This window comes from Microbacterium candidum (assembly GCF_030315975.1).
Taxonomy (GTDB): domain Bacteria; phylum Actinomycetota; class Actinomycetes; order Actinomycetales; family Microbacteriaceae; genus Microbacterium; species Microbacterium candidum.
In genome coordinates, this window is the sequence record NZ_JASXSZ010000006.1 from 346,031 (window position 1) to 370,910 (window position 24,880).

23 protein-coding genes and 1 tRNA gene are annotated in these 24,880 nt (G+C 70.2%); 15 read left to right on the forward strand and 9 right to left on the reverse strand.

The features are described 5' to 3' along the window. Positions 1-31: 31 nt before the first annotated feature. The gene (locus tag QSV35_RS17995; protein ID WP_286290253.1) at positions 32-286 is read right to left on the reverse strand and encodes an FmdB family zinc ribbon protein; all 255 of its coding nucleotides are present in this window, start codon (positions 284-286) and stop codon (positions 32-34) included. Positions 287-300: 14 nt separating this feature from the next. Further along, complete coding sequence (locus QSV35_RS18000) at positions 301-897, reverse strand: 5-formyltetrahydrofolate cyclo-ligase (RefSeq protein WP_286290254.1); 597 nt, start codon at positions 895-897, stop codon at positions 301-303. Positions 898-979: 82 nt separating this feature from the next. Between QSV35_RS18000 and galU the strand changes: the two genes are divergently transcribed. From galU to QSV35_RS18015, 3 genes are all read left to right on the forward strand, one after another. Continuing rightward, the gene (gene galU, locus QSV35_RS18005; RefSeq protein WP_286290256.1) at positions 980-1,864 is read left to right on the forward strand and encodes a UTP--glucose-1-phosphate uridylyltransferase GalU; all 885 of its coding nucleotides are present in this window, start codon (positions 980-982) and stop codon (positions 1,862-1,864) included. Positions 1,865-1,880: 16 nt separating this feature from the next. After that, entirely contained in the window at positions 1,881-2,510 is a 630-nt protein-coding gene (locus QSV35_RS18010) for a GNAT family N-acetyltransferase (protein ID WP_286290257.1), read from the forward strand. 66 nt (positions 2,511-2,576) lie between these two features. Continuing rightward, positions 2,577-3,473 (forward strand): large exoprotein, encoded by an 897-nt coding sequence (locus tag QSV35_RS18015; protein ID WP_286290258.1) that lies wholly within the window; start codon positions 2,577-2,579, stop codon positions 3,471-3,473. A 41-nt stretch (positions 3,474-3,514) separates the two neighbouring features. On the opposite strand, the gene QSV35_RS18020 is transcribed toward QSV35_RS18015, so the two are convergent. Beyond that, entirely contained in the window at positions 3,515-4,705 is a 1,191-nt protein-coding gene (locus tag QSV35_RS18020) for an amidohydrolase family protein (protein WP_286290260.1), read from the reverse strand. Positions 4,706-4,765: 60 nt separating this feature from the next. Here QSV35_RS18020 and QSV35_RS18025 point away from each other — a divergent pair. From QSV35_RS18025 to QSV35_RS18035, 3 genes are all read left to right on the forward strand, one after another. Next, positions 4,766-4,838, forward strand: a tRNA-Ala gene (locus QSV35_RS18025). A 162-nt stretch (positions 4,839-5,000) separates the two neighbouring features. Continuing rightward, entirely contained in the window at positions 5,001-6,683 is a 1,683-nt protein-coding gene (locus QSV35_RS18030; RefSeq protein WP_286290261.1) for a sialidase family protein, read from the forward strand. Positions 6,684-6,722: 39 nt separating this feature from the next. Further along, positions 6,723-7,829, forward strand: coding sequence for an NAD(P)/FAD-dependent oxidoreductase (locus QSV35_RS18035; protein ID WP_286290262.1), 1,107 nt, complete (start codon positions 6,723-6,725; stop codon positions 7,827-7,829). A gap of 18 nt (positions 7,830-7,847) precedes the next feature. Here the strand turns inward: QSV35_RS18035 and QSV35_RS18040 are convergent, their stop codons facing one another. After that, positions 7,848-8,072 carry a hypothetical protein gene (locus tag QSV35_RS18040; protein ID WP_286290263.1) on the reverse strand — a complete coding sequence of 75 codons (225 nt, stop codon included), beginning with the start codon at positions 8,070-8,072 and terminating at the stop codon, positions 7,848-7,850. A gap of 85 nt (positions 8,073-8,157) precedes the next feature. Here QSV35_RS18040 and QSV35_RS18045 point away from each other — a divergent pair, with 85 nt between their 5' ends. The 6 genes from QSV35_RS18045 (at position 8,158) to QSV35_RS18070 (ending at position 16,027) form a co-directional block, all read left to right on the forward strand. Beyond that, a complete protein-coding gene (locus QSV35_RS18045) occupies positions 8,158-9,165 on the forward strand; it encodes a helix-turn-helix domain-containing protein (protein WP_286290264.1) in 1,008 nt (335 codons plus the stop codon). Between the two features lie 89 nt (positions 9,166-9,254). Further along, positions 9,255-11,267: an APC family permease gene (locus QSV35_RS18050; protein WP_286290265.1), complete on the forward strand. Its 2,013-nt coding sequence runs from the start codon at positions 9,255-9,257 to the stop codon at positions 11,265-11,267. A gap of 124 nt (positions 11,268-11,391) precedes the next feature. Further along, positions 11,392-12,870: an APC family permease gene (locus QSV35_RS18055; RefSeq protein WP_286290266.1), complete on the forward strand. Its 1,479-nt coding sequence runs from the start codon at positions 11,392-11,394 to the stop codon at positions 12,868-12,870. A gap of 71 nt (positions 12,871-12,941) precedes the next feature. Beyond that, positions 12,942-14,123, forward strand: a complete 1,182-nt coding sequence (locus QSV35_RS18060; RefSeq protein ID WP_286290267.1) for a cation:proton antiporter — start codon at positions 12,942-12,944, stop codon at positions 14,121-14,123. Between the two features lie 63 nt (positions 14,124-14,186). Further along, entirely contained in the window at positions 14,187-14,819 is a 633-nt protein-coding gene (locus QSV35_RS18065; RefSeq protein WP_286290268.1) for an ArsR/SmtB family transcription factor, read from the forward strand. Further along, positions 14,816-16,027 (forward strand): MFS transporter, encoded by a 1,212-nt coding sequence (locus QSV35_RS18070; protein WP_286290270.1) that lies wholly within the window; start codon positions 14,816-14,818, stop codon positions 16,025-16,027. Before QSV35_RS18065 ends, QSV35_RS18070 begins: the two co-directional genes overlap by 4 nt. A 1-nt stretch (position 16,028) precedes the next feature. Here QSV35_RS18070 and QSV35_RS18075 read toward each other — a convergent pair whose 3' ends face one another. Both QSV35_RS18075 and QSV35_RS18080 read right to left on the reverse strand, forming a co-directional pair. Continuing rightward, positions 16,029-16,895, reverse strand: coding sequence for an LLM class F420-dependent oxidoreductase (locus QSV35_RS18075; protein ID WP_286290271.1), 867 nt, complete (start codon positions 16,893-16,895; stop codon positions 16,029-16,031). 39 nt (positions 16,896-16,934) lie between these two features. Beyond that, positions 16,935-18,521, reverse strand: coding sequence for an AMP-binding protein (locus tag QSV35_RS18080; protein WP_286290273.1), 1,587 nt, complete (start codon positions 18,519-18,521; stop codon positions 16,935-16,937). Positions 18,522-18,661: 140 nt separating this feature from the next. Here QSV35_RS18080 and QSV35_RS18085 point away from each other — a divergent pair, with 140 nt between their 5' ends. Continuing rightward, the gene (locus tag QSV35_RS18085) at positions 18,662-19,456 is read left to right on the forward strand and encodes a methyltransferase domain-containing protein (protein WP_286290275.1); all 795 of its coding nucleotides are present in this window, start codon (positions 18,662-18,664) and stop codon (positions 19,454-19,456) included. On the opposite strand, the gene QSV35_RS18090 is transcribed toward QSV35_RS18085, so the two are convergent. Next, on the reverse strand, positions 19,440-21,326 hold the full coding sequence (locus QSV35_RS18090) for a heavy metal translocating P-type ATPase (RefSeq protein ID WP_286290276.1): 1,887 nt from the start codon (positions 21,324-21,326) through the stop codon (positions 19,440-19,442). The genes QSV35_RS18085 and QSV35_RS18090 overlap by 17 nt on opposite strands. Positions 21,327-21,368: 42 nt before the next feature. Here QSV35_RS18090 and QSV35_RS18095 point away from each other — a divergent pair, with 42 nt between their 5' ends. Next, positions 21,369-21,863: a YbaK/EbsC family protein gene (locus QSV35_RS18095; protein ID WP_286290277.1), complete on the forward strand. Its 495-nt coding sequence runs from the start codon at positions 21,369-21,371 to the stop codon at positions 21,861-21,863. Between the two features lie 3 nt (positions 21,864-21,866). Further along, positions 21,867-22,802: a phosphotransferase family protein gene (locus QSV35_RS18100; protein ID WP_286290278.1), complete on the forward strand. Its 936-nt coding sequence runs from the start codon at positions 21,867-21,869 to the stop codon at positions 22,800-22,802. A gap of 10 nt (positions 22,803-22,812) precedes the next feature. Here the strand turns inward: QSV35_RS18100 and QSV35_RS18105 are convergent, their stop codons facing one another. Both QSV35_RS18105 and QSV35_RS18110 read right to left on the reverse strand, forming a co-directional pair. Further along, the gene (locus QSV35_RS18105; protein ID WP_286290280.1) at positions 22,813-23,376 is read right to left on the reverse strand and encodes a hypothetical protein; all 564 of its coding nucleotides are present in this window, start codon (positions 23,374-23,376) and stop codon (positions 22,813-22,815) included. Between the two features lie 154 nt (positions 23,377-23,530). Next, positions 23,531-24,880: HNH endonuclease signature motif containing protein (locus QSV35_RS18110; RefSeq protein WP_286290281.1), on the reverse strand; the 1,350-nt coding region annotated here is incomplete at its 5' end.

Below are 24,880 nucleotides of genomic sequence, written 5' to 3' on the forward strand. Positions count from 1 at the left end.
TCTCCCCCTCAGGATCGCCGGCTTCGCGCGTTCAGGAACCGCTCGGAGCCGGGGAGGACTTCGCCTCCGACTTCGATGATGGCGACGCGGACGAGCTCGCGCCACCGTTTCCGCGCGAGTCGGTCCGATAGAAGCCGGATCCGTTGAAGGTCACGCCGATCGAGCCGTACTCCTTGCGCAGGGCGCCCCCGCACTCGGGGCATTCGGTGAGGGTGGGATCGGCGAACGACTGCACCGCGTCGAAACGGTGGCCGCACTGCTTGCAGGCGTAGGAGTAGGTGGGCATGTCTCTTCCGTGTCTCAGCGCGCGGAGCGCTCGAATTCGATGATCTGCGTCGGGGTGACCGCTCCGGTGACGGGCTCGTCGTGTGCGTCGCGGGGAACGATGTCGAGCACCTCCGAGTCGTACACGACGGCGTACACCGGCGGGCAGTGGTTCATGGAGCCGAGGGTCTTGTCGAAGAACCCGCGGCCCCAGCCGAGCCGCATCCCGGTGCGGTCGACGGCGGCGGCGGGGATGAGGAGGAGGTCGGCCTCGTCGAGCGCGATCGGCCCGAGCAGCTCGCCGACGGGCTCGGGCTGGCCGAACAGCCCTTCCGCGATCTCGCCCTCCGGGTCGGCGACGGCCCAGTCCAGGAGCCCGTCCGCGCGCGTGACGGGAAGGAGCACACGGATGCCACGGCCCACCGCATCCGTCACGAACCGGCGGGTGCCGGGCTCGATGGGCGTGGAGAGGAAGCAGGAGATCGTGCGCGCCGAGAAGCGGTCGACGAGCGCGTCGAGATTGCGACGGAGACTGTCCGCGGCCGCCTCCCGGGCGGACTGCGACATCGCCTGACGGCGCTCGCGGAGGTCGGCGCGCAGCGCGCGCTTCGCGTTGTCGGTGCCGTCTCCCATGGATTCGATTGTAGGTGAGGGTTTCGTCGGTCGGCCGGGGAGCATCAGTGTCGCTGACGGTGTCCCGGATAGCATGGACCCCATGTCTAACCGAGCTTTCAAGGCCGTGATCCCTGCAGCGGGGCTGGGCACGCGATTCCTTCCCGCCACCAAGGCGATGCCGAAGGAGATGCTCCCCGTCGTCGACAAGCCTGCGATCCAGTACGTGGTCGAGGAGGCTGTGGCCGCGGGCATCGAAGACGTCCTCCTCATCATCGGACGCAACAAGAACAACATCGCGAACCACTTCGACTCGATGCCCGAGCTCGAGGAGAAGCTGCGCGCCAAGGGCGATGAAGATCGCCTGTCGAAGGTCATGCACTCCACGGACCTGGCCGACATCCACCTGGTCCGCCAGGGCGAGCCGAAGGGGCTCGGACACGCGGTGCTGCGCGCCGCCCGGCACGTCGGCAACCACCCGTTCGCCGTGCTCCTCGGCGACGACCTCATCGACGAGCGCGACCCGCTGCTGCCGCAGATGATGTCCGAGTACGACAAGCGCGGGGCATCCGTGATCGCCCTCATGGAGGTCGACCCGGAGCAGATCCACATGTACGGCGTCGCCGCCGTGGAGGCGACGGACACCGAGGGCGTCGTGAAGGTGACCGGCCTCGTCGAGAAGCCGAGCGCCGAGGATGCGCCCTCGAACTACGCCGTGATCGGACGCTACGTCCTCGATCCCGGGGTCTTCCCGATCCTGGAGCGCACCGCGCCCGGCAAGGGCGGCGAGATCCAGCTGACCGATGCGCTGCAGGAGCTCGCGGCCGACCCCGAAGCCGGCGTGTACGGCGTCGTCTTCCGCGGTCGCCGCTATGACACCGGAGATAAGGTGGACTACATCAAGGCCATCGTCCAGCTCGCCTCCGAGCGCGACGACATCGGCCCGGCGCTGCGGCCCTGGTTCAAGGACTTCGCTGCGACCCTGTAGAGGAGGGGAGGGCGACGTGGAGCTGACCGGCCCCCGCCAGCACGGCCCCGTATCGATCCGTCTCGTGCGGGCGCGCGATGCGCGCGTCCTGCAGAGCGAACTGCTGTCCAACCGCTCATGGCTGCGGCCGTGGGAGGCGACGAGCCCCGACGGGCCGGTGTCCTTCGACATGCGCATGGGCATCCGGCGGCTGCTGCAGCAGTACCGCGACGGCGGCGGCGTGCCGTTCGTGATGGAGTACGACGGCGAGATCGCGGGGCAGCTGAACGTGTGGGGGATCGCCCGCGGTTCGCTCGCGTCCGCCACGATCGGCTACTGGGTGTCCGAGCGGTTCGCCGGGCGCAACATCACGCCGACCGCCGTGGCCATGGCGACGGATGTGTGCTTCTCGGAGCTGCGGCTGCACCGCATGGAGATCTGCATCCGTCCGGAGAACCGCGCGAGCCTGCGCGTGGTCGAGAAGCTCGGCTTCCGGTACGAGGGGCTGCGCCGCCGGTTCATCCACATCGACGGCGACTGGCGCGACCACTACTGCTTCGCCCTCGTGCGCGAGGACGTCCCCGAGGGCGTCCTGAAGCGCTGGGTCGAGGGGCGGGCACCCCAGGATGCGGCCGCCGTGCCCCCGGCCGATCGCGCCCAGGCCTGAGACGACGTCGCACGACACGCGGGGAAGTGGTTCGGCCCTTCGCCGCCGTCGCCTACCGTGGAGGACATGGGTGGGGGGCAGGTACTCGGTGGAGGAGTCATTGTGCTCGTCGCCGTGCTCCTGTGGCTCGTGTATCTGTTGCCGTCGTGGCACAGCAAGCACCGCTTCGACGCGGCGGAACGCAACGCGGTCCGGCTGAATCAGGCGCTGCGCGTGCTGGCTGAGACGAGCGAGACGCCGGAGGAGGTGCGCCTCGAACTGAGCGCGCGCACCGCCGCGGCGCAGCAGAGGCTCGCGCGGCAGGCGCAGGAGGCGCAGCACGAAGCGGAGCTCGCGCAGGCGCGAGGCGAGCTGGAGCGGGCGCGCGTGGAGCGGATGCGGGCGGCGGAGCGGGAGCGGGCCGAGCGCCTGACCGCGCGCCACTCGCCGGAGGCGACGCGGGCGCGTGCGCGCCGGCGGGCGCGCGCCGTCGTGACGGTGACCGCTATCGCCGCCATGGCGCTGGCGCTGTGGGGCGCGTGGGAGGTGGTCGCGTCCGGGTCGCAGATCGTGCTGTGGTCGTCGGTCGCCGTGGCGCTGGCCTGCATGGCTGTGCGGGCCCGGATGGTCCGCGTCGAGGCGCGCGCAGCGCGCGAGCACGCGCGGGCGATGGATGCCGACGTCGTCGAGGAGCCCGCCGAGCCGCAGGTCGCGCAGAGCATCGACGAGCTGGCGGCGCAAGCCCCGGGCTGGACTCCTCGCGAGCTGCCGCGGCCGCTCACGGCACGCGCCGGTTCGCGCGCGGCCGCCGAGCGCGATGTCGCGGACGCGCACGTCGCGCTCCGACAGGCGGCGCTCGAGGAGGCGCAGCGCGCGGAGGCCGAGCGTCGCCGCCCGCCGGAGCTGATCCCGGATGCCGCCTCGGACGACGCCGAGATCGAGGCGCACGTGCGCGAGCTGCTGCGTCGCCGCGCCGCCGGCTGACGCCGGTCAGGACACCACGGCGGCGCAGACGGCCGCGGCAGCTAGGCGCGGTGGAGCACGCGTCCGGCGCCGAGGACGAGCTGTCGAGCCGGTGTGCGGACGAGCGCGTCCATCGGGTTCTCGGCATCCATCAGGACGATGTCCGCGCGCGAGCCGACCGTGATGTCGTGCTGCGGCAGACCAGCGAACGCGCCGCCGTCGCGCGTCGCGAGCTGAACGACGCGCAGCAGGTCCTCGTCCCGCACCTGGCTCGACGCGCGCGCGAACTGCCAGGCGATGCCGAGGAGATCGCCGGTCCCGTAGGGGCTCCACAGGTCGCGGATGCCGTCGGTGCCGAACGCGAAGCGCACGCCCGCGGCATCCAGCTCGTGCAGCGGGAGCTGGGGGAGTCGCAGAGGTGCGACCGTCGTCATCGTGACGCCGAGGCCGCCCATGCGGGCGAGCAGGTCGTGGCGGCGAGACGCATCGACCTCGGCGATCGCGAAGCCGTGGGCGATGTTGACCGCGCCGGGAGCGAGTCCCAGGGACTCGGTGCGGTCGAGGATGAGGTCGAACTGGAAGGCGCCCAGTTCCGCGGGGTCGTGGAGGTGGATGTCCACGCCGGTTCCGTACTCCGCCGCGATGCCCAGGATCGCGTCGATCTGGCCGACCGGGTCGCGGTCGATGCCGGCGGGGTCGAGACCGCCGATGTGCTCGACGCCGGACTTCGCGGCCTCGACCAGGAGTTCCAGCACTCCGGGGCGGCGCAGCACGCCGTCCTGGGGGAAGGCGATGATCTCCGCGCGGATCGCGTCTCCGTACGCGTCGAGCGCTTCACGGACGACCTCGATGCCGCGCAGGCCCAGGCCGAGGTCCACGTCGACGTGCGTGCGGATAGCGGTGGTGCCGTGCTTCACGAACTCGGCGAGCACGTTCCCCGTGCCCTCGAGTCCGGGGATGCCGAGCTCTTCCCGTCGCGCGCGCTCGTGGCGGATGCGGCCGTCCGTTCCGCGGTCGCCGCCGTACGACTCCCACGGCCGGCCCCACCACGACTTGTCGACGTGCGCGTGCGCGTTGACGAGTCCGGGGAGGGCGAGGAGGCCGCGGCCGTCCTCGGCGCCGTCGTCCGTCGCGGGGTCGGACGCGGCGGGTCTGATCGCCGCGATGAGGCCGTCCGCGTCGATGTCGATATCGACCAGCTCTCCTCCCCAGGGACGGACGTTTCGGAGCCGGGAGATGCGATCGGTGCTCATGGCATCCATCCTCGCGGTCGGAACCACCGTGTGGGCCGTGATAGTCTTTCTGAGGTTCAAGGGCCTGTGGCGCAGTTGGTAGCGCGCTTCGTTCGCAATGAAGAGGTCAGGGGTTCGAATCCCCTCAGGTCCACCGAAAACCCCCGGTCAGCGCCGCTGCCGGGGGTTTCCCTTGTCCGTGGCGAAGAGCCCCTTATGCCGCGGTTCCGTCGGCGTTACGATTCACGTGCCTCGCTGACGCCGCCGCCGAAGACCCCGGTCGCGGCGGGGTTCTGTGCTGAGCCGATTGGTCGCCATGAGCAGATCAGTTACACACGTCAGGGTTCGGATCGCGGCGACGGCGCTCGCGGTCGCCGGGTTGATCGCGGCCGGTGCCGCGCCGGGGTGGGCGAGTTCGCCCCACGGCGACAGATTCACGCCATCGATCACCGCGCCATGGGCCTCCGGAGACGGAGAGTCGATCGACAGCTCCGTCGCGGCTGCCGGGCTCTGCCGGTCTGCGCCCTTCGACACCGCGGTCGCGTACGCACCGACGACGAACGTCGACGCCATCGTGAAGGACGCCGACAACAACTCCGGCGTCTCGAACTTCGGGTGCAAGACGGCGCAGAACGAGACGACGATCGCGGTCGACCCGAATCACCCGAATCACATCGTGGTCGGGGCGAACGACTACCGCGTCTGCTGCGACAGTCAGGGACTCAACGACGGCACCGTGTGGGCCTACGTCAGCTGGGACAGCGGCACCACCTGGAAGAACGTGCAGGTGCCGGGATTCACCAAGGAGACCGGCGGCACGGGCGCCTTCTCGACCGTCGATTCGGGTGGGGACCCCTCCCTGTCGTTCGCGCCGGACGGCAGCGGGACGCTCTATTACGGCAACATCGTCTTCAATCGATCGTCGAACGTGAACGGCGTGGCCGTCGCGGTCTCGCACGACGGCGGGATGACGTGGGACAAGCCGAACATGGTGACGTACGAGGCCGCGGCCAACTACTTCAACGACAAGGCGTGGGTGGGCGCCGGCCCGAACGGCCAGGTCACCATCACGTGGACGAGGTTCAACCAGGGACCGAAGGGTGCCACCTATCTCAGCTCGCCGATCGTCGCGGCGTACTCCAGCAATTACGGGAAGAGCTGGAACCGCCAGGGGTCGCCGGTGTCGGATGCCGCGCATCCGTTCGACCAGGGGTCGATGCCGGTCTACGACAGCCACGGGACGCTCTACGTCGCGTACGAGGGAACGGCGGCCAACGGACAGACGGATGCCACGATCATCGCGCGCTCGACGGACGGCGGCCGGTCGTTCCAGAACGTCGAGGTCGGGCGGGTGTACGACGATCTCGACTGCTACCCGATGTACGCGGGCAGGCAGACGCTCAGCGGTGAGCACTTCCGGCTCAACAGCTATCCGTCGTTCAGCGTCGATCCGGCCACGGGGCAGCTCGCGGTCGTCTGGGCTGATGACCAGGGCGCCGGCACGTGCGGCACGGGCGGCACGACCTTCACCGGCACCACATCGGCGCAGGTGAAGCTCGTGACGGGCGCCTGGGGGTCACTGGCGGGGCCGATGACGATCACCCAGGGAGCGGGTGACAAGGTGTTCCCGGGGGTCTCGATCTACAAAGGCGTCGTCTCCGCGAGCTACTACACGCGCGATTACACGGCGACGCACAACCCCGCGCTCTGTAACGTCATCACCGGTGCGGGGTCAGGCATCCACGTCGAGCCGGTGGCCTCGTCGGTGTGTCTCGACTACGCGGCGCGCACGTCGGCCGACGGCTTCGCGAGCGAGCAGCGGCTGACGAGTGAGGGATCGAACCCCTACATCCAGTTCGCGGACGGGTCGTTCATCGGCGACTACTCCCAGATCGCAACGGGTGTGGACGGTGTGGCACACGCGGCGTGGACCGACTTCCGCGGCGACCCGGGTCTGACACCGGCGAACCAGGATGTCTACGTCGGATCGGTGAGGTAGCTCCAGAGGGCCCACCCTCTCGGTGAGAGAGTGGGCCCCATGACTGAATCCGTCGTCGTCATCGGTTCCGGAATCGCGGGGGCGAGCACGTTCTTCGCGCTCGCCCGCCGCGGTGCACGCGTCACCCTCGTGGACGCCGGCGATCCCGGCCAGGCGACCGCGGCGAGCGCGGGCATCATCCAGCCGTGGTCATCGTCCTCGACGGGAGCCTTCTACGAGCTGTATGCGGCGGGCGCCGCGTACTATCCCGAGCTGCTCTCGCAGCTCGCCGAGACAGGCGTGACGCGCACCGACTTCCGGCGGCCGGGCGGACTGGTGGTCTCGCACGACGCCGCGGTCCTCGACGAGATCGAGGAGCGTCTCGAAGCGCGTCGGGCGGGAGCGGCGGACGCCATGGGGCGGGTCGAGAGGATGCGCGGAGCCCGCGCGCGTGAGCTCTTTCCGCCGCTCGCCGAGCACCTCGACGCCGTCTTCATCGAGGGCGGCGCCCGCGTCGACGGTCGCACGCTGCGCGACGCGCTGATCGAGGCGGGAACGCGGCTCGGGGGCACCGTGCACGCCGGCCGTGCGTCCGTCGACGGCACCGGGGTCGCGATCGACGGCGAACCCGCGTCGGCGGATGCCGTCGTCGTGGCGGCGGGTGCGTGGACGCGTGATCTCCTGGGAGACTTCGGCCGGTCCGCACAGGTCACGCCGCAGCGCGGCCAGATCACCCACCTCCGCATCGCGGGCGTCGACACCTCGACGTGGCCGAGTGTGACCCCGCTCGCCCACAACTACCTGGTGGCGTTCGACGACGGCCGGCTCGCCGTGGGGGCGACGCGGGAGAGCGGTGTCGGATTCGACCCGCGCGTGACCGCGGCCGGTCAGCTGCAGGTGCTGCAGGACGCCCTCGCGATCGCACCCGGGCTCGCCGACGCGACCGTGATCGAGACGCGCGTCGGGCTCCGTCCGCTCGCCGATGACGGTGTGCCGATCGTCGGGGCGGTCCCCGGCCGGGCGGGGATGTTCGTCGCGACGGGCTATGGCGCCGCGGGGCTCACGATGGGCCCGCTGCTCGGCGACGCACTCTCCCGCGCGATCGCAGGGGAGGATGTCCCGCTGCTCGCGCCGGTCGCGCCGCCAGACCCCTCCGCGGCGCTGTAGGCCGCACGCGGCCGTCGGTCACCAGTCGCTGCGGTCGCGCGCGGCCTGGAGGTCGCGATAGCCGCGTTCGTGCTCGCGGGTCGGGGCTCCGCCGCGGTCCTCGATCCCGCGCGGGGACCACCACCACAGAGCGACCTTCCGCGTCCGGGCAGGCTCTGCCTGCTCCACCCGACGGGTGCGGGCGTGTGCCGAACGTGTCGCGCCGGCGCGGAGACGGACTGTCGCTGCTGCTGTCTCGGTCATGGCATCAAAGCTACGATCATGCAGATCCCGCCACGAGATGGCAGAAGGACTATCTTCACAAAGATCCAGCCACTATTCTTGATGCATGCTCCGCAGCATCACGCTTCCGGTCATCGACGGCCTCGCCGTCTTCGAGTTCGGGCTTCTCAGCGAGGTCTTCGGGCTCGATCGCAGCGTCTACTCCGACGTGCCCGCTTTCGACTTCAAGGTCTGCGGCGTCGAGGCCGGCGTGCCCGTGACGACACAGGTGGGCGCGCAGGTGACGCCCGTGCACGGCCTCGAGGCGATGGATGACGCCGACGTCATCGCCGTGCCGGCGGGGCTGATCCGCCCGGCCGACGAATACCCGTCCGAGCTGCTCACCGCGCTGCAGCGGGCGGCCGATCGCGGCGCGATCCTGCTCAGCGCCTGCTCGGGAGCGTTCGTGCTCGGCGCGGCCGGCCTCCTCGACGGACGGCCGTGCACGACCCACTGGCGCTACGCGGACGAGCTGCAGCGGCGGCACCCCAGCGCCCGCGTCGATCCGGATGTGCTGTTCGTCGATGACGGCGACTTGGTCACGAGTGCGGGCACTGCCGCCGGTATCGACGCGAGCCTGCACCTCGTGCGGCGCGAGCTCGGCAGCGCCGTCGCGAACGTCATCGCGCGCAACATGGTCGTGCCGCCCCAGCGCGACGGCGGACAGCGGCAGTACATCAGCCGGCCCGTCCCCGAGACGGAGAGCGATGCCCTCGCCGATGTCCTCGCGCACATGAGCGACCGGCTCTCCGAGCAGCACTCCGTCGACTCGCTCGCGCGGCTCGCCCACATGTCCACGAGGACGTTCGCGCGGCGCTTCGTCGCGGAGACCGGCGTGACACCCATGCAGTGGCTGACGGCGCAGCGCGTCCTGCACGCGCGACTCGCGCTGGAGACGACGGATGCATCCATCGACGACATCGCCGCGTCCGCCGGATTCGGCAGCGCCACGCTGCTCCGCCACCATTTCGCGCGCGAGGTCGGTGTCGCTCCGACGGCCTATCGCCGGTCGTTCGCGTGCGCCGCACCCGCCGAGCCGGTCCGGATCCGAGAGGACGCCTCCCTCATCGTCTGACGGGGCGCAGGCACGTCGCGCAATCCGTGACGAAACGCAGACCCAACGGCGTTAGGCTCTATCGTCCGACATGGGGGAGCGTGGCGCATATGGCCATCGATCAGTCAGCCGAGCCCGACGCGGCGACTCCGCGGGACGGAGGGTCCGTCACGATCGTCAGCGGCGCGACGGCCATCGCTCCGCACCGTCCCGTGCGGGACTGGTTCCTCACGGGTCTCATCGACGACGCCGCGAGCCACCAGGGCCCGCACGCGCGACACGCGGAGAAGGAGAGCTCCTGGTGGCGGGTCATGTGCCTCACGGGCCTCGACTACTTCTCGACCCTCGGCTACCAACCCGCCATCGCCGCCCTCGCGGCGGGACTCATCTCGCCGTTCGCGACGATCGTGCTCGTCGCCTTGACCCTGTTCGGCGCGCTGCCGGTCTATCGCCGGGTGGCGCGCGAGAGCTTCCGCGGCTCGGGCTCCATCGCGATGCTGGAGCGGCTCCTGCCGTGGTGGGCGGGCAAGCTGTTCGTGCTCGTCCTGCTCGGCTTCGCCGCCACGGACTTCATGATCACCATCACGCTGTCGGCGGCGGATGCGGCGGCCCACGCGATCGAGAACCCGTACGCGCCGTCCTGGTTCCACGGCGGAAACATGTGGATCACACTGCTGCTGATCGCGCTGCTCGGCGCGGTCTTCCTGCGCGGATTCCGCGAGGCGATCGGCGTGGCCGTCATCCTCGTCGCCGCCTATCTGGCGCTGAACGCGGTCGTCGTCGTCGTCGGCATCGGCCATGTCGTGGCGCATCCCGTCGTCGTCAAGGACTGGTGGTCGCTGCTGTTCGTGCAGAACGGCAGCCCGTGGATGGTGATCGCGATCTCGCTCATCGTGTTCCCGAAGCTCGCGCTCGGTCTCTCCGGATTCGAGACGGGCGTCGCGGTCATGCCGCAGATCAAGGGATCCGACACCGACCCGGCGGACTACCCCAAGACCCGCATCCGCGGAGCCGGGCTCCTGCTCACGACGGCCGCGCTCATCATGAGCGTCTTCCTCATCGCGTCGAGCTTCATGACGACCTTCCTCATCCCGCAGAAGGACTTCCAGCCCGGCGGCCCCGCTAACGGCCGTGCGCTCGCGTACATCGCCCATATGTACATCGGGAACGCGTTCGGCACGGTCTACGACATCTCGACGATCCTCATCCTGTGGTTCGCGGGCGCGTCGGCGATGGCCGGCCTGCTGAACCTCGTTCCGCGGTATCTCCCGCGCTACGGCATGGCGCCGCAGTGGGCGCGCGCGGTGCGACCCCTCGTGCTCGTGTTCACGGCGATCGCGTTCATCATCACGTGGGTCTTCGACGCGAGCGTGGACGCGCAGGGCGGCGCGTATGCCACCGGTGTCCTCGTGCTGATCACGTCGGCGTCGTTCGCCGTGGCGGCCTCGGCGTGGCGGAAGCGCCAGCGCGCGCAGGTCATCGGCTTCGGGATCGTGACGGCGATCTTCATCTACACGACCGTCCTCAATGTGTTCGAGCGACCGGACGGCATCCGGATCGCAGCCCTGTTCATCCTCGGAATCCTCGTCATCTCGCTGGTCTCGCGCGTCGGACGGTCCTTCCAGCTGCGCGCCACCTCCGTGACGCTGGATGCCGAGGCCCAGCGCTTCCTCCTCGACGACGCGGCCACCGGGCAGCTGCACCTCATCGCCCACGAACCGCACGTCGACGTCAACCGCGAGTACTCCCAGAAGGACAAGGACGAGCGGAAGTACAGCAAGATCCCGGGCGACGCCCGGACGCTGTTCATCGAGGTGCACCGCAGTGACACGTCGGACTTCGAAGAGGATCTCGTCGTCCACGGCGTGAAGAAGTACGGCTACCGGATCCTCAAGGTCACAAGCGCGAACGTGCCCAACACGATCGCGGCGGTGCTGTTGGCGGCACGCGATCTGACCGGGGTCGCGCCCACCGCGTACTTCGAATGGACGGAGGGCAATCCCGTGTCGAACATGTGGCGGTACCTCATCACCGGCGTCGGCGAGGTCGCTCCAGTGACCCGCGAAGTGCTGCGCGAGGCGGAGCCGGACGTGCGCCGCCGACCCGCCGTACACGTCGTCTGACGGAAGTAGACGCGCCGTACACAATGACAGCGGCGAGTCGCCGCAATGGCGTGTTGCAGGACGGTCCGTGCGTGCTAGCGTCGCTCCGTCCTCGTAATACCCGACACAATGCGAGAGGGATGCAATGTCGCATCAAGAACTCGAGACGGAGACGTCTCACCAACGAGCGATCGAGTACCAGGAACACGCGCTGCAGTCCGGCGGCGTGTCCAAGGCGGGCTCGACGCTCATGGCCGTCGCGGGAAGCGCGCCGGCCTACTCCATCGCCGCGAGCACGGCGCTGCTCATCGGCGCCGCCGGCGTTGGAGCGCCCGGTGCACTGCTGTGGTGCGGCATCCCGATGCTCGGCATCGCGTTCGCCTTCAGCTACCTCGCCCGCGTCGACTCGCACGCCGGCGCGTCGTTCTCCTGGGTCGCGCGAGGCCTGACCCCGTGGCTGGGCTTCTTCGCCGGATGGGCCGTCGTGATCTCGGCGACGATCTTCATGGTTGCAGGCGCCCTTCCCGCCGGTGCGATGACCGTGGCGCTCTTCGCGCCGGACAAGGCCAATGACACGCTTCTCGTGACGCTCGTCGGCTCGGTCTGGTTCCTCGTCATGGCCGCGGCAGTCGTCTTCGGCGTGCACACGACCGAGCGCGCGCAGTGGATCATGTCCGTCATCGAGGTGGGCATCCTGGTCGTGTTCGCGGTCATCGCGCTGCCGAAGCTCTTCAGCGGCTCGCACCCCGGCGAGGCGTTCTCGTGGAGCTGGTTCGGATTCGGTCACCTGACGGGTGCCGGAGTGTTCGTCTCCGCCGCGCTCATCGCCGCCTTCTACTACTGGGGCTGGGATGTCACCGCCAACCTCGGCGAGGAGACGAAGAACGCGCACAAGACCACCGGCCTCGCCGGCATCCTGGGCATCGTGATCGTGTTCATCCTGTTCGAGATCTACACGTCGACGACCCTCGTGATGCTGCCGGGCAAGACGATCCAGGACAATGCCGCCAACGTGCTCGGCGTCCTGGGCGACGCGATCATGCCCGGCATCGGCGGCAAGATCATGATCATCGCCGTCGCGCTCTCCACGATCGCGACGCTCGAGACGACCCTCGTGCAGGTCAGCCGCACGCTCTTCGCGATGGGCCGCGACCGCACGATCCCGTTCGCGTTCGGCCGGATCAACCGCCGCTGGAAGACGCCCGTGTTCGCGACGCTCGTCGTCGTGGTCGTGTCTCTGCTGCTCTTCGTCCTTGCCAACGTCTTCGGCAACAGCGTCGGGCAGATCCTCGGCTGGGCCGTCTCCTCGATCGGTCTCCAGATCGCGTTCTACTACTCGCTCGCGGGCTTCGCGGTCGTGATCGGCTTCCGCAAGGTGCTGACGAAGTCGGTGAAGAACTTCCTGCTGATCGGCGTATGGCCGCTCGTCGGCGCAGCTTTCATGCTGTACATCTTCATCGCCGCCTTCATCGACAACATCGTGAACGACGCGATCGTCGTCGACTACCTCGGGGTGGGCCTCCTCGTGCTCGGCGTGATCCCGCTCGCGCTCTTCTACCGCAAGGCGAAGGAGCACTACTTCACGCGCCGTCCGCTCGAGGTCCCGGAGGACTTCTCGGCCTGACGTTCTGAAGACGGGAAACGCGGGGGTGGATGCATCCACCCCCGCGTTCTCGCGCGCGGTACGTTTTCCGCGTGAACTACGCGATCCTCTCGCTCATCGTCCTGGCGGGCCTGGCCGGGCCGCTGCTCGCGGCGCGGGAATCCTGGCGCATCCCGCTCGTCGTCGGTGAGCTGCTCGCCGGACTTCTGATCGGCCTCTCCGGCTTCAAGCTCGTGGATGCGGCGGACCCCACGTTCTCGTTCCTCGCGTCGATCGGCTTCGGGCTCACGATGCTCGTGATCGGCTCGCAGATCCCGGTGCGCGATCCGGGAGTGCGGGGGGCCGTCGGACGGGGGGCGCTCGGGGCGGTCGTCGTGGGCATCGCGGCGGCGATCCTCGGCCCGCTCATCGCGCTCGTGGTGCACTCGGCCCACGGCGCGCTGTTCGCCGTGCTGCTGGCGTCCTCATCCGCCGCTCTCGTCCTCCCGATGCTGCAGTCGCTCGGGATCTCCGCGGAATCGGCCCCGCGCCTCATCGCGCAGATCGCCATCGCCGACATCGCCTGCATCGTCGCGCTGCCGCTCGTCATGGACCCGCCCCGCGCGCTGGAGGCGGCGATCGGTGCGCTGGCGATCACCCTCGTCGTGGTCGTCCTCGGGATCGTGTTCGCACGGCTCGAGCGATCCGGCGCGCGCAAGAGGTTCCATCAGTACTCCGAGCGGCGCCACTTCGCGCTGGAGCTGCGCATCAGCCTCCTCATCCTCTTCGTCCTCGCAGCCATCGCCCAGCTCACCCACGTGTCGGTCATGGTCGCCGGGTTCTCCCTCGGGCTCATGCTCGCCGCCGTCGGCGAGCCGCGTCGTCTCGCCCGCCAAGTGTTCGGCATCACGGAGGGGTTCTTCGCGCCGCTGTTCTTCGTGTGGCTCGGCGCCTCCATCGATCTGAGCACCTTCGTGCAGCACCCGTCGATGGTGCTGCTCGGCGTGCTGCTGGGCCTCGGCGCCGTGGTTGCGCACCTCGCCGCCCGTGCCGTGGGACTGCCGTGGCTGCACGCGGTGGCGTCGGCCGGTCAGCTCGGCGTGCCGATCGCGGCGGTGGCGCTCGGCATCCAGACCCGTGCTCTGCAGCCGGGGGAGGGGGCGGCGATCCTCCTCGGTGCGCTGCTCACGATCGCGTTCTCCGCCGGGGCGGCGGGGCTCGCGGCCCGGCACGTCAGGAAGGCGCCCGTGCCTGCCGCGCCTGCAGCTCCTCCGACACCCGCCGCGACGGGATGATCCTAAACAAGTGTTGCGAAAGAACGCTTGCGAAAGAGTTCTTTAGGATCTAACATCGCTCCCATGAGCGACGAAGAGCAGGATGCATCCTTCCAGCGCGTGACCGATCCCGCCCGCCTGCGGGCCCTCGCGCATCCTCTGCGCATCCAGCTGCTCGACGTCCTGACCGAGCGCGGCGAGGCGACCGCCACGGAATGCGCCGAGATCGTCGGCGAATCCGCGGCGAGCTGCTCCTTCCACCTGCGGATGCTCGAGAAGTACGGCTTCATCGAGCGTGCCGAGACGCGCGGGCGGGAACGGCCGTGGAGGCCCGTCGCCCGATCGTGGGACATGCGCCCCGACCCCGACAGTCCCGGGTCGCTGCGCGCCCTGCAGGAGGTCGCTCTCCTGGCGCTCGATGCGGAATGGGAGCGGACGCGGGAGTTCTTCTCGCAGACGAGTGGTGAGACCGACGAGTGGATCCAGGCGTCCATCCTCACGCGCGCCACGTTCTGGGCGACGGCCGAAGAGCTCGCACAGCTGAGCCGCGATCTGCAGACGATCACCGACCGGTTCGCCGGGCGGAGCGCCGACCCGTCGAAGCGGCCGCCCGGCGCACGCTTCTCGCGCATGGTGGCCATCGCGAACCCCGAGCCGTGGTCCTCCCCGTTCGCGGGGGAGAAGCCCGCGGAGACGTCCGAGGAGGCCGGGCGATGAGCACCGCTGTACGTCCGGCATCCGTCTGGTCCGCGCCGGGGTTCCGGCGCCTGTCGACGGCGTGGGTGTTCACGAACCTCGCGGACGGCGCGCTGTTCCTCATGGCGGCGGTGTGGGTGAAGAAGCTCACCGGCTCGGACGTCGCGGGCGCGTTCGTGTTCGTCGCGCTCGGGGTTCCGGCGGTCCTCGCCCCGTTCCTCGGCATGCTCGCCGACCGGATGCCGCGCAAGCGCCTGGTCGTGGCATCCAACATCGCATTGGTCCCGGTGATCCTGTCGATGCTGCTCGTCACCGGCCCGCAGCAGGTGTGGATCGTCTACGTCGCCATCCTCGTGTACAGCTCGTGCGGCTACCTCACGATCGCGGCCCAATCGGGCATCGTGCGCGGGATGCTGAGCGACGATCAGCTGGCGCCGGGCAACGGCATCCTCTCCACGATCGACAACGCGCTGCGCCTCGTCTCGCCGCTCGTCGGCACCGGGCTGTACGTGTGGCTCGGCCCCGACGCGGTGCTGTGGCTCACCGCCGCGTGCTTCGCGGTCGCGGCGGTGATCCTCTCGGGGCTGCGGATCACCGAGACGCTGGAGCGCACCGAGATCTCCGGTGCGCGGGAGTACCTGCGTGAGCTCGGCGCGGGGTTCGCGCAGCTGTTCCGCGTGCGGCCGCTGCGGCTCCTCACGGTCGCGATCGTCATCGCGTTCGGTGCCACCGGCATCCTCAACATCGCCGTGTTCGCGGTGATCGACGCGCTCCACGCCGATCCTGCGGTCCTCGGCGTGCTGCTGCCTCTGCAGGGCGTCGGCGCGGTCGTCGGCGGGCTGCTCTCGGCGACGATCGTCACGCGCGTCGGCGAAGGGCGTGCCGCCGCCCTCGGCATGGTCCTCGTCGCGATCGGGACGATCCCGCTGCTGGGCGGTTCGATCTGGCTCGCCGGGGCGGGCATGGTCGTCATGGGGATCGGCATCCCGATCGTCGTCGTCTCGTTCGTGACCCTCCGCCAGCGCTCGACGCCCGACGAGCTGCAGGGACGCACGGCGGCTGCCGGGAACGTCGCGTTCAACGTGCCGCAGACGGTCGTGTCGATCGCCGGGGCGGGCCTGCTCGCAGTGGTCGACTACCGCATCCTCATCGGCGTCACGGTCGTCGCGCTCATCGGGGGCGCGGTGATCGCCCTCGCGACCCGCACGAAGACGACGACGGCGGCGTGACTCAGAGCTCGGCGAGCCGGGGGAGTACGCCCTCGGCGAGCCGGGCGGTCGTCGTGACCTGATCGTCCGGGCGCACACCGAACACGACGAGGTCGATGCCGAGGCCGGCGAGCCGCTCCATCGTGGGCCAGAACTCCGGCGCGGTCGGATTCAGGCGCGTCGCCATGGCCTGCTTCTCGATCGCGTCGTAGTCGGTGCCGGCGGCGTCGCAGTGTCGGCGGAGCACATCCAGGAGATGAGCGACGTCGTCCGGGTCGAACGCCGTGAGGTTCACGATCTGGGCGTACTGCGCGGCGATGCGGAGCGTCTTCTTCTCTCCGCGTCCGCCGATCATGATCGGGGGATGCGGCGTGCTCACCGGCCGCGGGCTGTTCAGCGTCTCCTCGAGGCGGTAGTGGCGGCCGTGGTACGGCCCGGTGTCTTCCGACCACATCTGCTCGGCGACCTGCAGTGCCTCCTCGAGGCGCTCGAAGCGCTCCGAGATGGCCGGGTACGGGACGCCGAGGGCGTGATGCTCGCGCTCGTACCACGCGGCGCCGAGGCCGAGCATGGCGCGACCCTCGCTCAGGACGTCGAGGGTCGTCACGGTCTTCGCGAGCAGGCCCGGATAGCGGTACGTCACGCCGGTGACGAGAGGACCGAGCCGCATCGAGGTCGTCTGCGCGGCGACGAAGCCGAGCGTCGTGAACGCCTCGAGCATCGGCTGGGCAGGGTCGCCCGTCATCTCCATCTGGAACCAGTGGTCCATGACGGTGAACTGGGAGAAGCCGCCCGCCTCGGCCGTGGCGGCGGTGTCGGCGACGGCGCGAGCGATCGACCGCTCGCCGTCGGGGGTGTTGTAGTTCCAGAAGTGGATTCCTGCGCGCATGACGTCAGGCTATGCCCGCCGTCTTACGCGCAGGGCGGCTCAGGCGTTCTCGCGTGCGCGAAGGTCCTTGCGGAGGATCTTGCCGGCGCTCGACTTCGGGATGACGTCGATGAACTCGACGCGGCGGATCTTCTTGTGCGGCGCGACCTGGCCCGCGACGAACTCCATCACCTCGTCCGCCGTGAGGCCGGAGTCGGGGCGGGCGACGACGAACGCCTTGGGGATCTCCTGCTTGTCGTCGTCGAGCACGCCGATGACGGCCGCATCCATGATCTTGGGGTGGCTGAGCAGCAGCGCCTCGAGCTCGGCCGGTGCGATCTGGTAGCCCTTGTACTTGATGAGCTCCTTCGCACGGTCGACGATCGTGAAGTAGTCGCCCTCGTGCCACGTCGCGACGTCGCCGGTGTGCAGGAAGCCGTCCGCGTCGAGGGTCTCGGCGGTCGCGTCGGGGCGGTTGAGGTAGCCCGTCATGATGTTCGGACCCCGCATCCACAGCTCACCCGGCGCCGTCGCGCCGTCCGGCCCGGTCTCGGTGATCTCCTCACCCGTGAGCGTGTCGACGAGCTTCGCCTGCATGTTCGGCAGGAGCGGGCCGACCGAGCTCACCGGGATGTCGGTGCGGTCGACCGGGATCGCGTGCGACACGGGGCTCGACTCGGTCATGCCGTACCCCTGGAGGACGCGGGCGTGGATGCGGCGGCCCGCCGCCTCCGCCGTCTCCTGGTCGAGGGGAGCGGCGCCCGAGAACACCGTGTGCACCGTGGAGATGTCGAACTGGTCGACGATCGGGTGCTTCGCGAGCGCCACCGCCATCGGCGGGGCGATGTACAGATAGGTGCAGCCGTAGTTCTGGATGTTCGTGAGGAAGGCCTCGAGGTCGAACTTCGGCATCGTGACGAGGCTCGCGCGCTTCTGCAGCGCGAGGTTCAGCAGCACCGTGAGGCCGTAGATGTGGAAGAACGGCAGCACCGCGAGGACGCGGTCGTCGTGGCTGAGGTCGAGGCTCACCTGGCACTGCGCGACGTTCGCGACGAGGTTGCGGTGGCTGAGCATGACGCCCTTGGGGATGCCGGTCGTGCCCGACGAGTAGGGGAGCACCGCGACGTGGGTGGCCGGATCGAAGGAGACCTCCGGCGCGGGGTTGCCCTCCATGAGGAGTTCGCGCAGGTTCGGGTGGCCCTCGGCGCCGTCGAGGACGATGAGGTGGTCGGCGGGGATGCCGCTGGCGGCAGCCGCCGCTTCGGCCTGGGCGAGGAACGGGCTGACCGTGACGAGCCACGTGGCGCCCGCATCCTTGAGCTGCTTCTCGATCTCGCCGGCCGTGTAGAGCGCGTTGATCGTCGTGACCGTGGCGCCGGCGCGGAGGGCGCCGTGCATGACGGTCGCGAAGGCGGGGATGTTGGGGGACAGGAGCCCGAGCACCGTGCCGACCTCGACGCCGCGAGCGGCGAGCGCACCGGCGAAGGCGTCGATCTGCCCGCGCAGCTGGCCGTACGTCGTCTCGGCGCCCGTCGCGGGATCGATCAGCGCGATCCGTGCGAGATCGTCGTCCTCGAGGGTCGTGAACAGGTAGTCGTAGACGCTGAGCTCGGGGATCTCGACGTCGGGGAACGGGCTGTTGAACACGATGCGTCTCCTTTGATCGCCGTGATGTTCGCTCCATCATGCCATGCAGCGCGGGCGTGCTGCGACCGAGTCTCACGTTCTGTGGAACTGGGTTCCGCGTTCGCGGCCGGGGCTGGAGGACAGGGGAGTACGGTCGGAACATGAGCTACACCCACGGGCATCACGAGAGCGTCCTGCGTTCGCACGAGTGGCGGACGGCGGAGAATTCGGCCGCCTACCTGCTGCCGCACCTGCGCTCCGGGTTGCGCGTGCTCGACGTGGGCGCGGGCCCGGGGACGATCACGATCGACCTCGCGCGGATCGTCGCGCCCGGGCACGTGACCGGGGTGGATGCGGCGCCCGCGATCGTCGAGAAGGCCTCGGCCCTGATGCTCGAGGAGGACGTGCGCAACGTCGACTTCGTCGTGGACGACGCCTACGCGCTCGACGCCGGGGACGACTTCTTCGACGTCGTGCACGCGCACCAGGTGCTGCAGCACCTCGAGCGGCCCGTCAACGCGCTGCAGGAGTTCCGCCGCGTGCTGAAGGACGACGGCATCCTCGCGGTCCGCGACGTCGACTACGAGGGGGTCATCTGGTACCCCCTCATCCCGGCGCTCGACGAGTGGCTCTCCGTGTATCTGCAGGTGCATCGGGGGTCGTCCGGCGAGCCCGCCGCGGGGCGGCGGCTGAAGGCATGGGTGCGCGAGGCGGGTTTCACCGACGTCACGGCATCCGCCTCGACGTGGCTGTTCGAGGATGCCGAGGACCGTGCATGGTGGGGCGGGATGTGGGCCGACCGCGTCGTGGCGTCCGACTTCGCCCGCCGCGCTCAGGCGCTCGGCGTGGCCGACGAGGTCGCGCTGCAGCGGATCTCCGACGGATGGCGCGAGTGGGCGGCGTCGGAGGACGGCTGGCTCCTGCTGCCGCACGGCGAGGTCATCGCGCGGGGCTGAGCTCCTTGTCCGACGTCGGCACGACGAGACCGGTCGGCGGGCCGGTGAGCGCGCGCAGCGCATAGAGGATCGTCGCGAGGTCGACGCCCTCCTGGATGAGGGCGCCGGCGACGGCCGGGATCACGCCGGTCGTCGCGATGAGCATGAGCGCGATGCTGATCGTGATGCCGATCCAGATGGCGGTGTACGCGACGCGGAGAGTGTGCTTTCCGATCGAGACGGCGTCGGCGACCTTGGCGAGCGAGTCGGTGAGGATGACGGCATCCGCCGCATCCCCCGCAGCGGTCGAACCCTTCGCGCCCATCGCGATGCCGATGTCCGCCGCGGCCAGGACCGGGGCGTCGTTGACGCCGTCGCCCACCATGAGGACGGGGCGGGGGCGGAGTTGGCCTGCCAGGTGGACCTTCTCCGGCGGCAGGAGCTCGGCGTGCACGTCGTCGATCCCGACCAGATGGGCGACGGACTCGGCCGTCGCCCGCGCGTCGCCGGTCAGCATCGTGACGCGCTCGACGTCGTGCGCGCGGAGCCACGCGACCACCGCCGCGGACTCGGGACGCGGGTCGTCGGCGAGGAGGAGGACGCCCGCGAACCGGCCGTCGACGGCGACATAGGCTGCTGCCTGTCCCGCCTCGATGTCGGCGCGGACGGTGTCCGGCGCGAGCGACTCGACGTAGGCCGGTTTCCCGACGACGACCGTGCGCCCGCCGATGAGGGCCGTCACACCGTTGGTGGCGACCTCGCTCGCCTGCTCGGCAGGGCGCAGCGCGAGCCCCTTCGACTCCGCGGCGCGACGGATGCCGTCGGCGAGCACATGACTGGAGTACTGCTCGGCGGAGGCGGCGAGGACGAGCACCTCGTCCTCGTCGAAGCCGCCGGCGGCGCGGACGGCGACGAGGTCGGGGCGGCCCTCGGTGAGCGTGCCGGTCTTGTCGAACGCGGCCGAGCGCACGCGCGCGAGCTGCTCGATCACGGCGCCGCCCTTGACGATGACGCCGGTCTTGGCAGCGCGGGACAGCCCGCCGAGGAACGCGACGGGCGCCGCGATCAGGAGCGGGCACGGCGTTGCGAGGACGAGGACCTCCGCGAACCGCGCCGGGTCGCCGGAGATGCCCCACGCCGCTCCCGCGATGACGAGGGAGACGGCGGTGAAAGGGATGGCGAAGCGGTCGGCGAGGCGGACGGTCGGCGCCCGGTCGTCCTGCGCCTGCTGCACGAGTGCGACGATCTGCTGGTACTGGCTGTCGGCACTGCGGCGGAGGGCGCGGACGCGCACGGCGCGCGATCCGTTGACGGCGCCGGAGAGCACCTCCTCACCTGCCTGGCGGTGCACGGGGAGGCTCTCACCGGTGAGCGACGACTCGTCGAACGAGCCCTCGTCGGAGAGGAGCACGCCGTCGACGGGGACGACCTCCGACGGCCGGATGAGGAGGAGGTCGCCGATCTCGACGTCGTCGGCCGCGACATCCTGGATCTCGTCGCTGTCGGAGTGCGGATGGACGAGCACGTGCGCGATCTGCGGGGAGCGGTCGAGGAGGGCGGTGAGCTCGCGCTTCGCGCGGCGGCCCGCATAGTCCTCGAGCGCTTCGCCGCCGGTGAGCATGAGGACGATGACGAGGGATGCCACGTACTCGCCGACGGCGAGCGTCGCGACCATGGCCACGACCGCCAGGACGTCGAGTCCGACGTGCCCGCGCATCACGTCGCGGATCATGCCGAAGAGCGTCCACGCGATGACGAGGGACACGTAGACGACCGCGATCCACCTTGCTGTCTGCAGAGCACCCGATGCGCTGAGGATCAGCACGAGCGCCAAGACGATGATCGTGAGCCACACCAAGGGGAAGCGCACCATCCACCGGAGGAACCTCATGGGTCCACTCTGGCACCCGGGGCGCGTCGATATGGTGGGGTGATGACGGATGCCGCTCCCTCTCTGCCCGCCCTGCCCGCTCGGTCTCTGCTCGTGCACGACGCGCTGCGCGCTGCCGGCATCCAGGGCGAGATCGTCGTGCTGCCGGATGCCGCATCCACCGCCGTGCTCGCGGCCGAGGCGCTCGGTGTCGAGGTCGGCGCGATCGCGAACTCGCTCGTGTTCTGGTCGGACGGCGAGCCGCTGCTGGTCATGACGAGCGGCGCGCACCGCGTCGACACGTCGGCCCTCGCCGCGCGGCTCGGACGTTCGTCGATCAAGCGCGCGACCCCCGAACAGGTGCGCGAGGCGACGGGTCAGGCGATCGGCGGCGTCGCCCCGACGGGGCATCCCGCGCCGCTCGTGACGGTGGTCGATGAGGCGCTCGCGGCGTACCCCGAGATCTGGGCGGCCGGCGGCACGCCGCACACGGTCTTCCCGCTGACGTACGACGAGCTCGTTCGGCTGACCGACGGAACCGTGCTGAAGGTCGACTGACGGATGCCGCGCCCGCTCTGGATCGAGCTGTCGGCAGGGCTGCGGGCGGACGTCGAGCGGATGCTCGGCTCGGCGGTCGTCGACGCACAGTCGCAGGCGGGCGGGTTCTCGCCGGGCTCAGCCGATCGCGTGCTCCTGGCTGACGGCCGCCGCGCGTTCGTGAAGACGGGGGATGCGGCGGTCAACGCCGAGTGCGTCGAGATCCACCGGATGGAGGCGGCCATCGCGGTGGCGCTGCCGGCTTCGGTTCCGGCGCCTCGGCTCCTCGGCGTCGTCGACGGCGGAGACGTGATCGCGGTCGCGTTCGAGGACGTCGAGGGGCGGCATCCGGACACGCCGTGGCGCATGGATGAGCTGACCGCTGTCCTCGATGCGCTGCATGAGATCTCTCGGGCGGAGGTCGGGTCGGACGTGCCGCTGCCTGCGATCGCCGATGCGTACGGGCCGCCGTTCGGAGGATGGCGCCGGTTGTTCGATGCGGGCGGCGTCGTGCTGGCACTGCCGGACGGGCTCGACGCGTGGGTGTCAGCGCGGCTGCCGGCTCTGGCGGAGGCGGCTTCTGTCGCGCTGTCGGACCTCGACGGCGCGTCGCTCCTGCACCTCGACGTGCGCGCGGACAACCTCCTCGTGCGCCCCGACGGCTCGATCGTCGTGGTCGATTGGCCGTGGGCCGGGCGCGGTGCGCCGTGGGCGGATGCGCTGGGGCTCCTCATCAACGTCCGCTACTACGACCCGTCCGCCGATGTCGAGGCGCTCATCGCGACGCACCCCGTGTTCGAGGGGATGCCTCGCGACGCCGCGACGCGTGCGCTCGCGGGGTTCGCCGGGTTCTTCATCGAGGCGTCGACGCAGCCGCCGTCCCCGGGCATCCCGACCTTGCGCGAGTTCCAGAGAGACCAGGGCATTGCGACGTTGGCGTGGCTGCGCGAGCGCATGTGAGTTTCGGGGGTCAGCTCACCGGGACCGCGGGGATTCTGCGTTCGAGTCTGCGCGTCAGCATGAACGCGATCAGCAGCGGGATGATCCCGCCGAGGCCGAACGACATATCGATCAATTGCCATCCGAGCGGGAGTCCCCGGATCGATCCTGCAATGAGGGCGAGCGGAACGATCGCGACGCACGCGATCATGCCCCATTGCAGGACCCACACGTTGCGGATCGGATCGCGCAGCGGGCCGATGAATGCGAGCGCGATGATCAGATGCGCAAAAGCGAGCCAGTCTGTGCCGTAGCCGATGAACGGGTAGGCGCCGTACGTCGCGTTGAGGGCCTCTGCGACGCGGTCCACCCAGGCGACGAACGCGGGGATCGCACTGTCGAGGCCCGTGCTGTGCAGTGCCGCAGCCGCGAAGCCGAGTTCCGGTTGAAGGGGGAACGCGGTGATCCCGCTGACGGCCAGGCCGATCATCAGGATGACGATCCAGACCCGTATCCAGCGGAGCGTCCGGACGCGCGATCCTTCACCGGAGTCGGCGCGAGCGGCATCACTGGTCTGTTCGATGTCGTCGGTCACGGCGGTGTCTCCTCATCGTCGTCTCGTCAGTATGCACGGAGGTTCCGCGCAGGCGCGCGTCAACCCGTCGCACATCGGGGAGGTGTTCCGCGAGGGATTCTCGGGCGCTTTGTGCTGAAGGCCGCGGCGGTACGCAGAGCCTGATCGGCACACGTCATGTTCTTCGGCCGATGAGGTCGAGGAGGCGGGTGCGGGAGGTGGTGGTGGGCCGCCACCTTTGGGTGGGGTCGTGCCAGTGCGGGGCTTGGATTTCGGGGACGCCATGGTTCATGCGGATGCGCCAGGGGCCGGTGTCGATGAACCGGTGGTGGAACCAGCAGAGCAGGACGCCGTTGTCGGTGTGGGTGGGGCCGCCTTGGGCGTGTTCGGTGACGTGGTGGATCTCGCACCAGCCGGCGGGGACGCCGCAGCCGGGGATGATGCAGCCGCCGTCGCGGAGCGCGATCGCCCGGCGCTGGTACCGGTTGAACACGCGTTCCTCGGTGCCGAGCCGGACGATGCGGCCGCTGCCGGCGAGGGTGACGCGTTGGATGACGCCGGCGCAGGCGACGTGGCGGGCGGTGAAGATGGATGCGGGCTCGGCGGACCCTTCGAGCCAGGCCCGCCCGGTGCTCGCGGTGAGGTCTTCTTCGCGGATGGAGACGATGAGGGTGGGGGCGGCGCCGCCGATGGTGGGCAGGTCGCGGCTGGCGGCGGCGACGGTGAGCGCCGCGGCGAGGGCGTCGTGCAGCTTCTGCGGGCCGGTGCGGTCGTCCCGCGGGACGTCGTGGGCGGGAGGTGACTCCGTGTCGTGGAAGCGGACGGCGTGCGGGGAGGTGGTGGCGTCGTGGATGCGCACGAGTTGCGCGGCGACCTCGGGCAGCAGTGCACCGCGGATGGGGATGACGCCGTCGCGGGCGGTGCCGAAGGTGATGCCCCGCCTGCGGGCGGCGGCGTGCGCGTCCGGTTCGGCGCCGTCGGGGTCGAGGACCGCCGCCCACACCTGCGCCTGGACACGGAGCAGGTCCGCGCACGCGGGCGGGAGGCCGTCCGGGCCCTCGCCGCGGGCGGCCGCCGCGAGCAGGCCGTCCGCGGTCAGCACACCCTCGACGCCGACCCGGTCCCGCATGGCGAGCAGGGGACCGGCGACGGCGAGCACCCCATCGACCCCGGTCTCCGCGTCCAGCAGAGCGTTCCGCATCGCGGGCAGCCGTGCCGGCATCCCCGCTCCGGTGACCGGGTCCCATGCGAGCGCGGTGGCTTTCGCGGCGCGTTCGAGTTTCGCGGCGGTGTGCGGCCCGTTGCGGGTCAGGCGCTGGACGAGTTCGGTGACGTTGCGGCATCCCATCCGGGTGGTCAACCGCTCCTCCCGCACCGTCGAGCTCGACCGGTCGGCGAGTTCCCCGACCATCTCCACCAACAGTGCGTCGACGGCTCGGGCGAGGTCCCCGGCGCGGGCGATCGCCCCGACGAGATCGTCATCTGACGCCGCATGCACCCCGCCGCCTCGGGCGCCCGTGTCGAT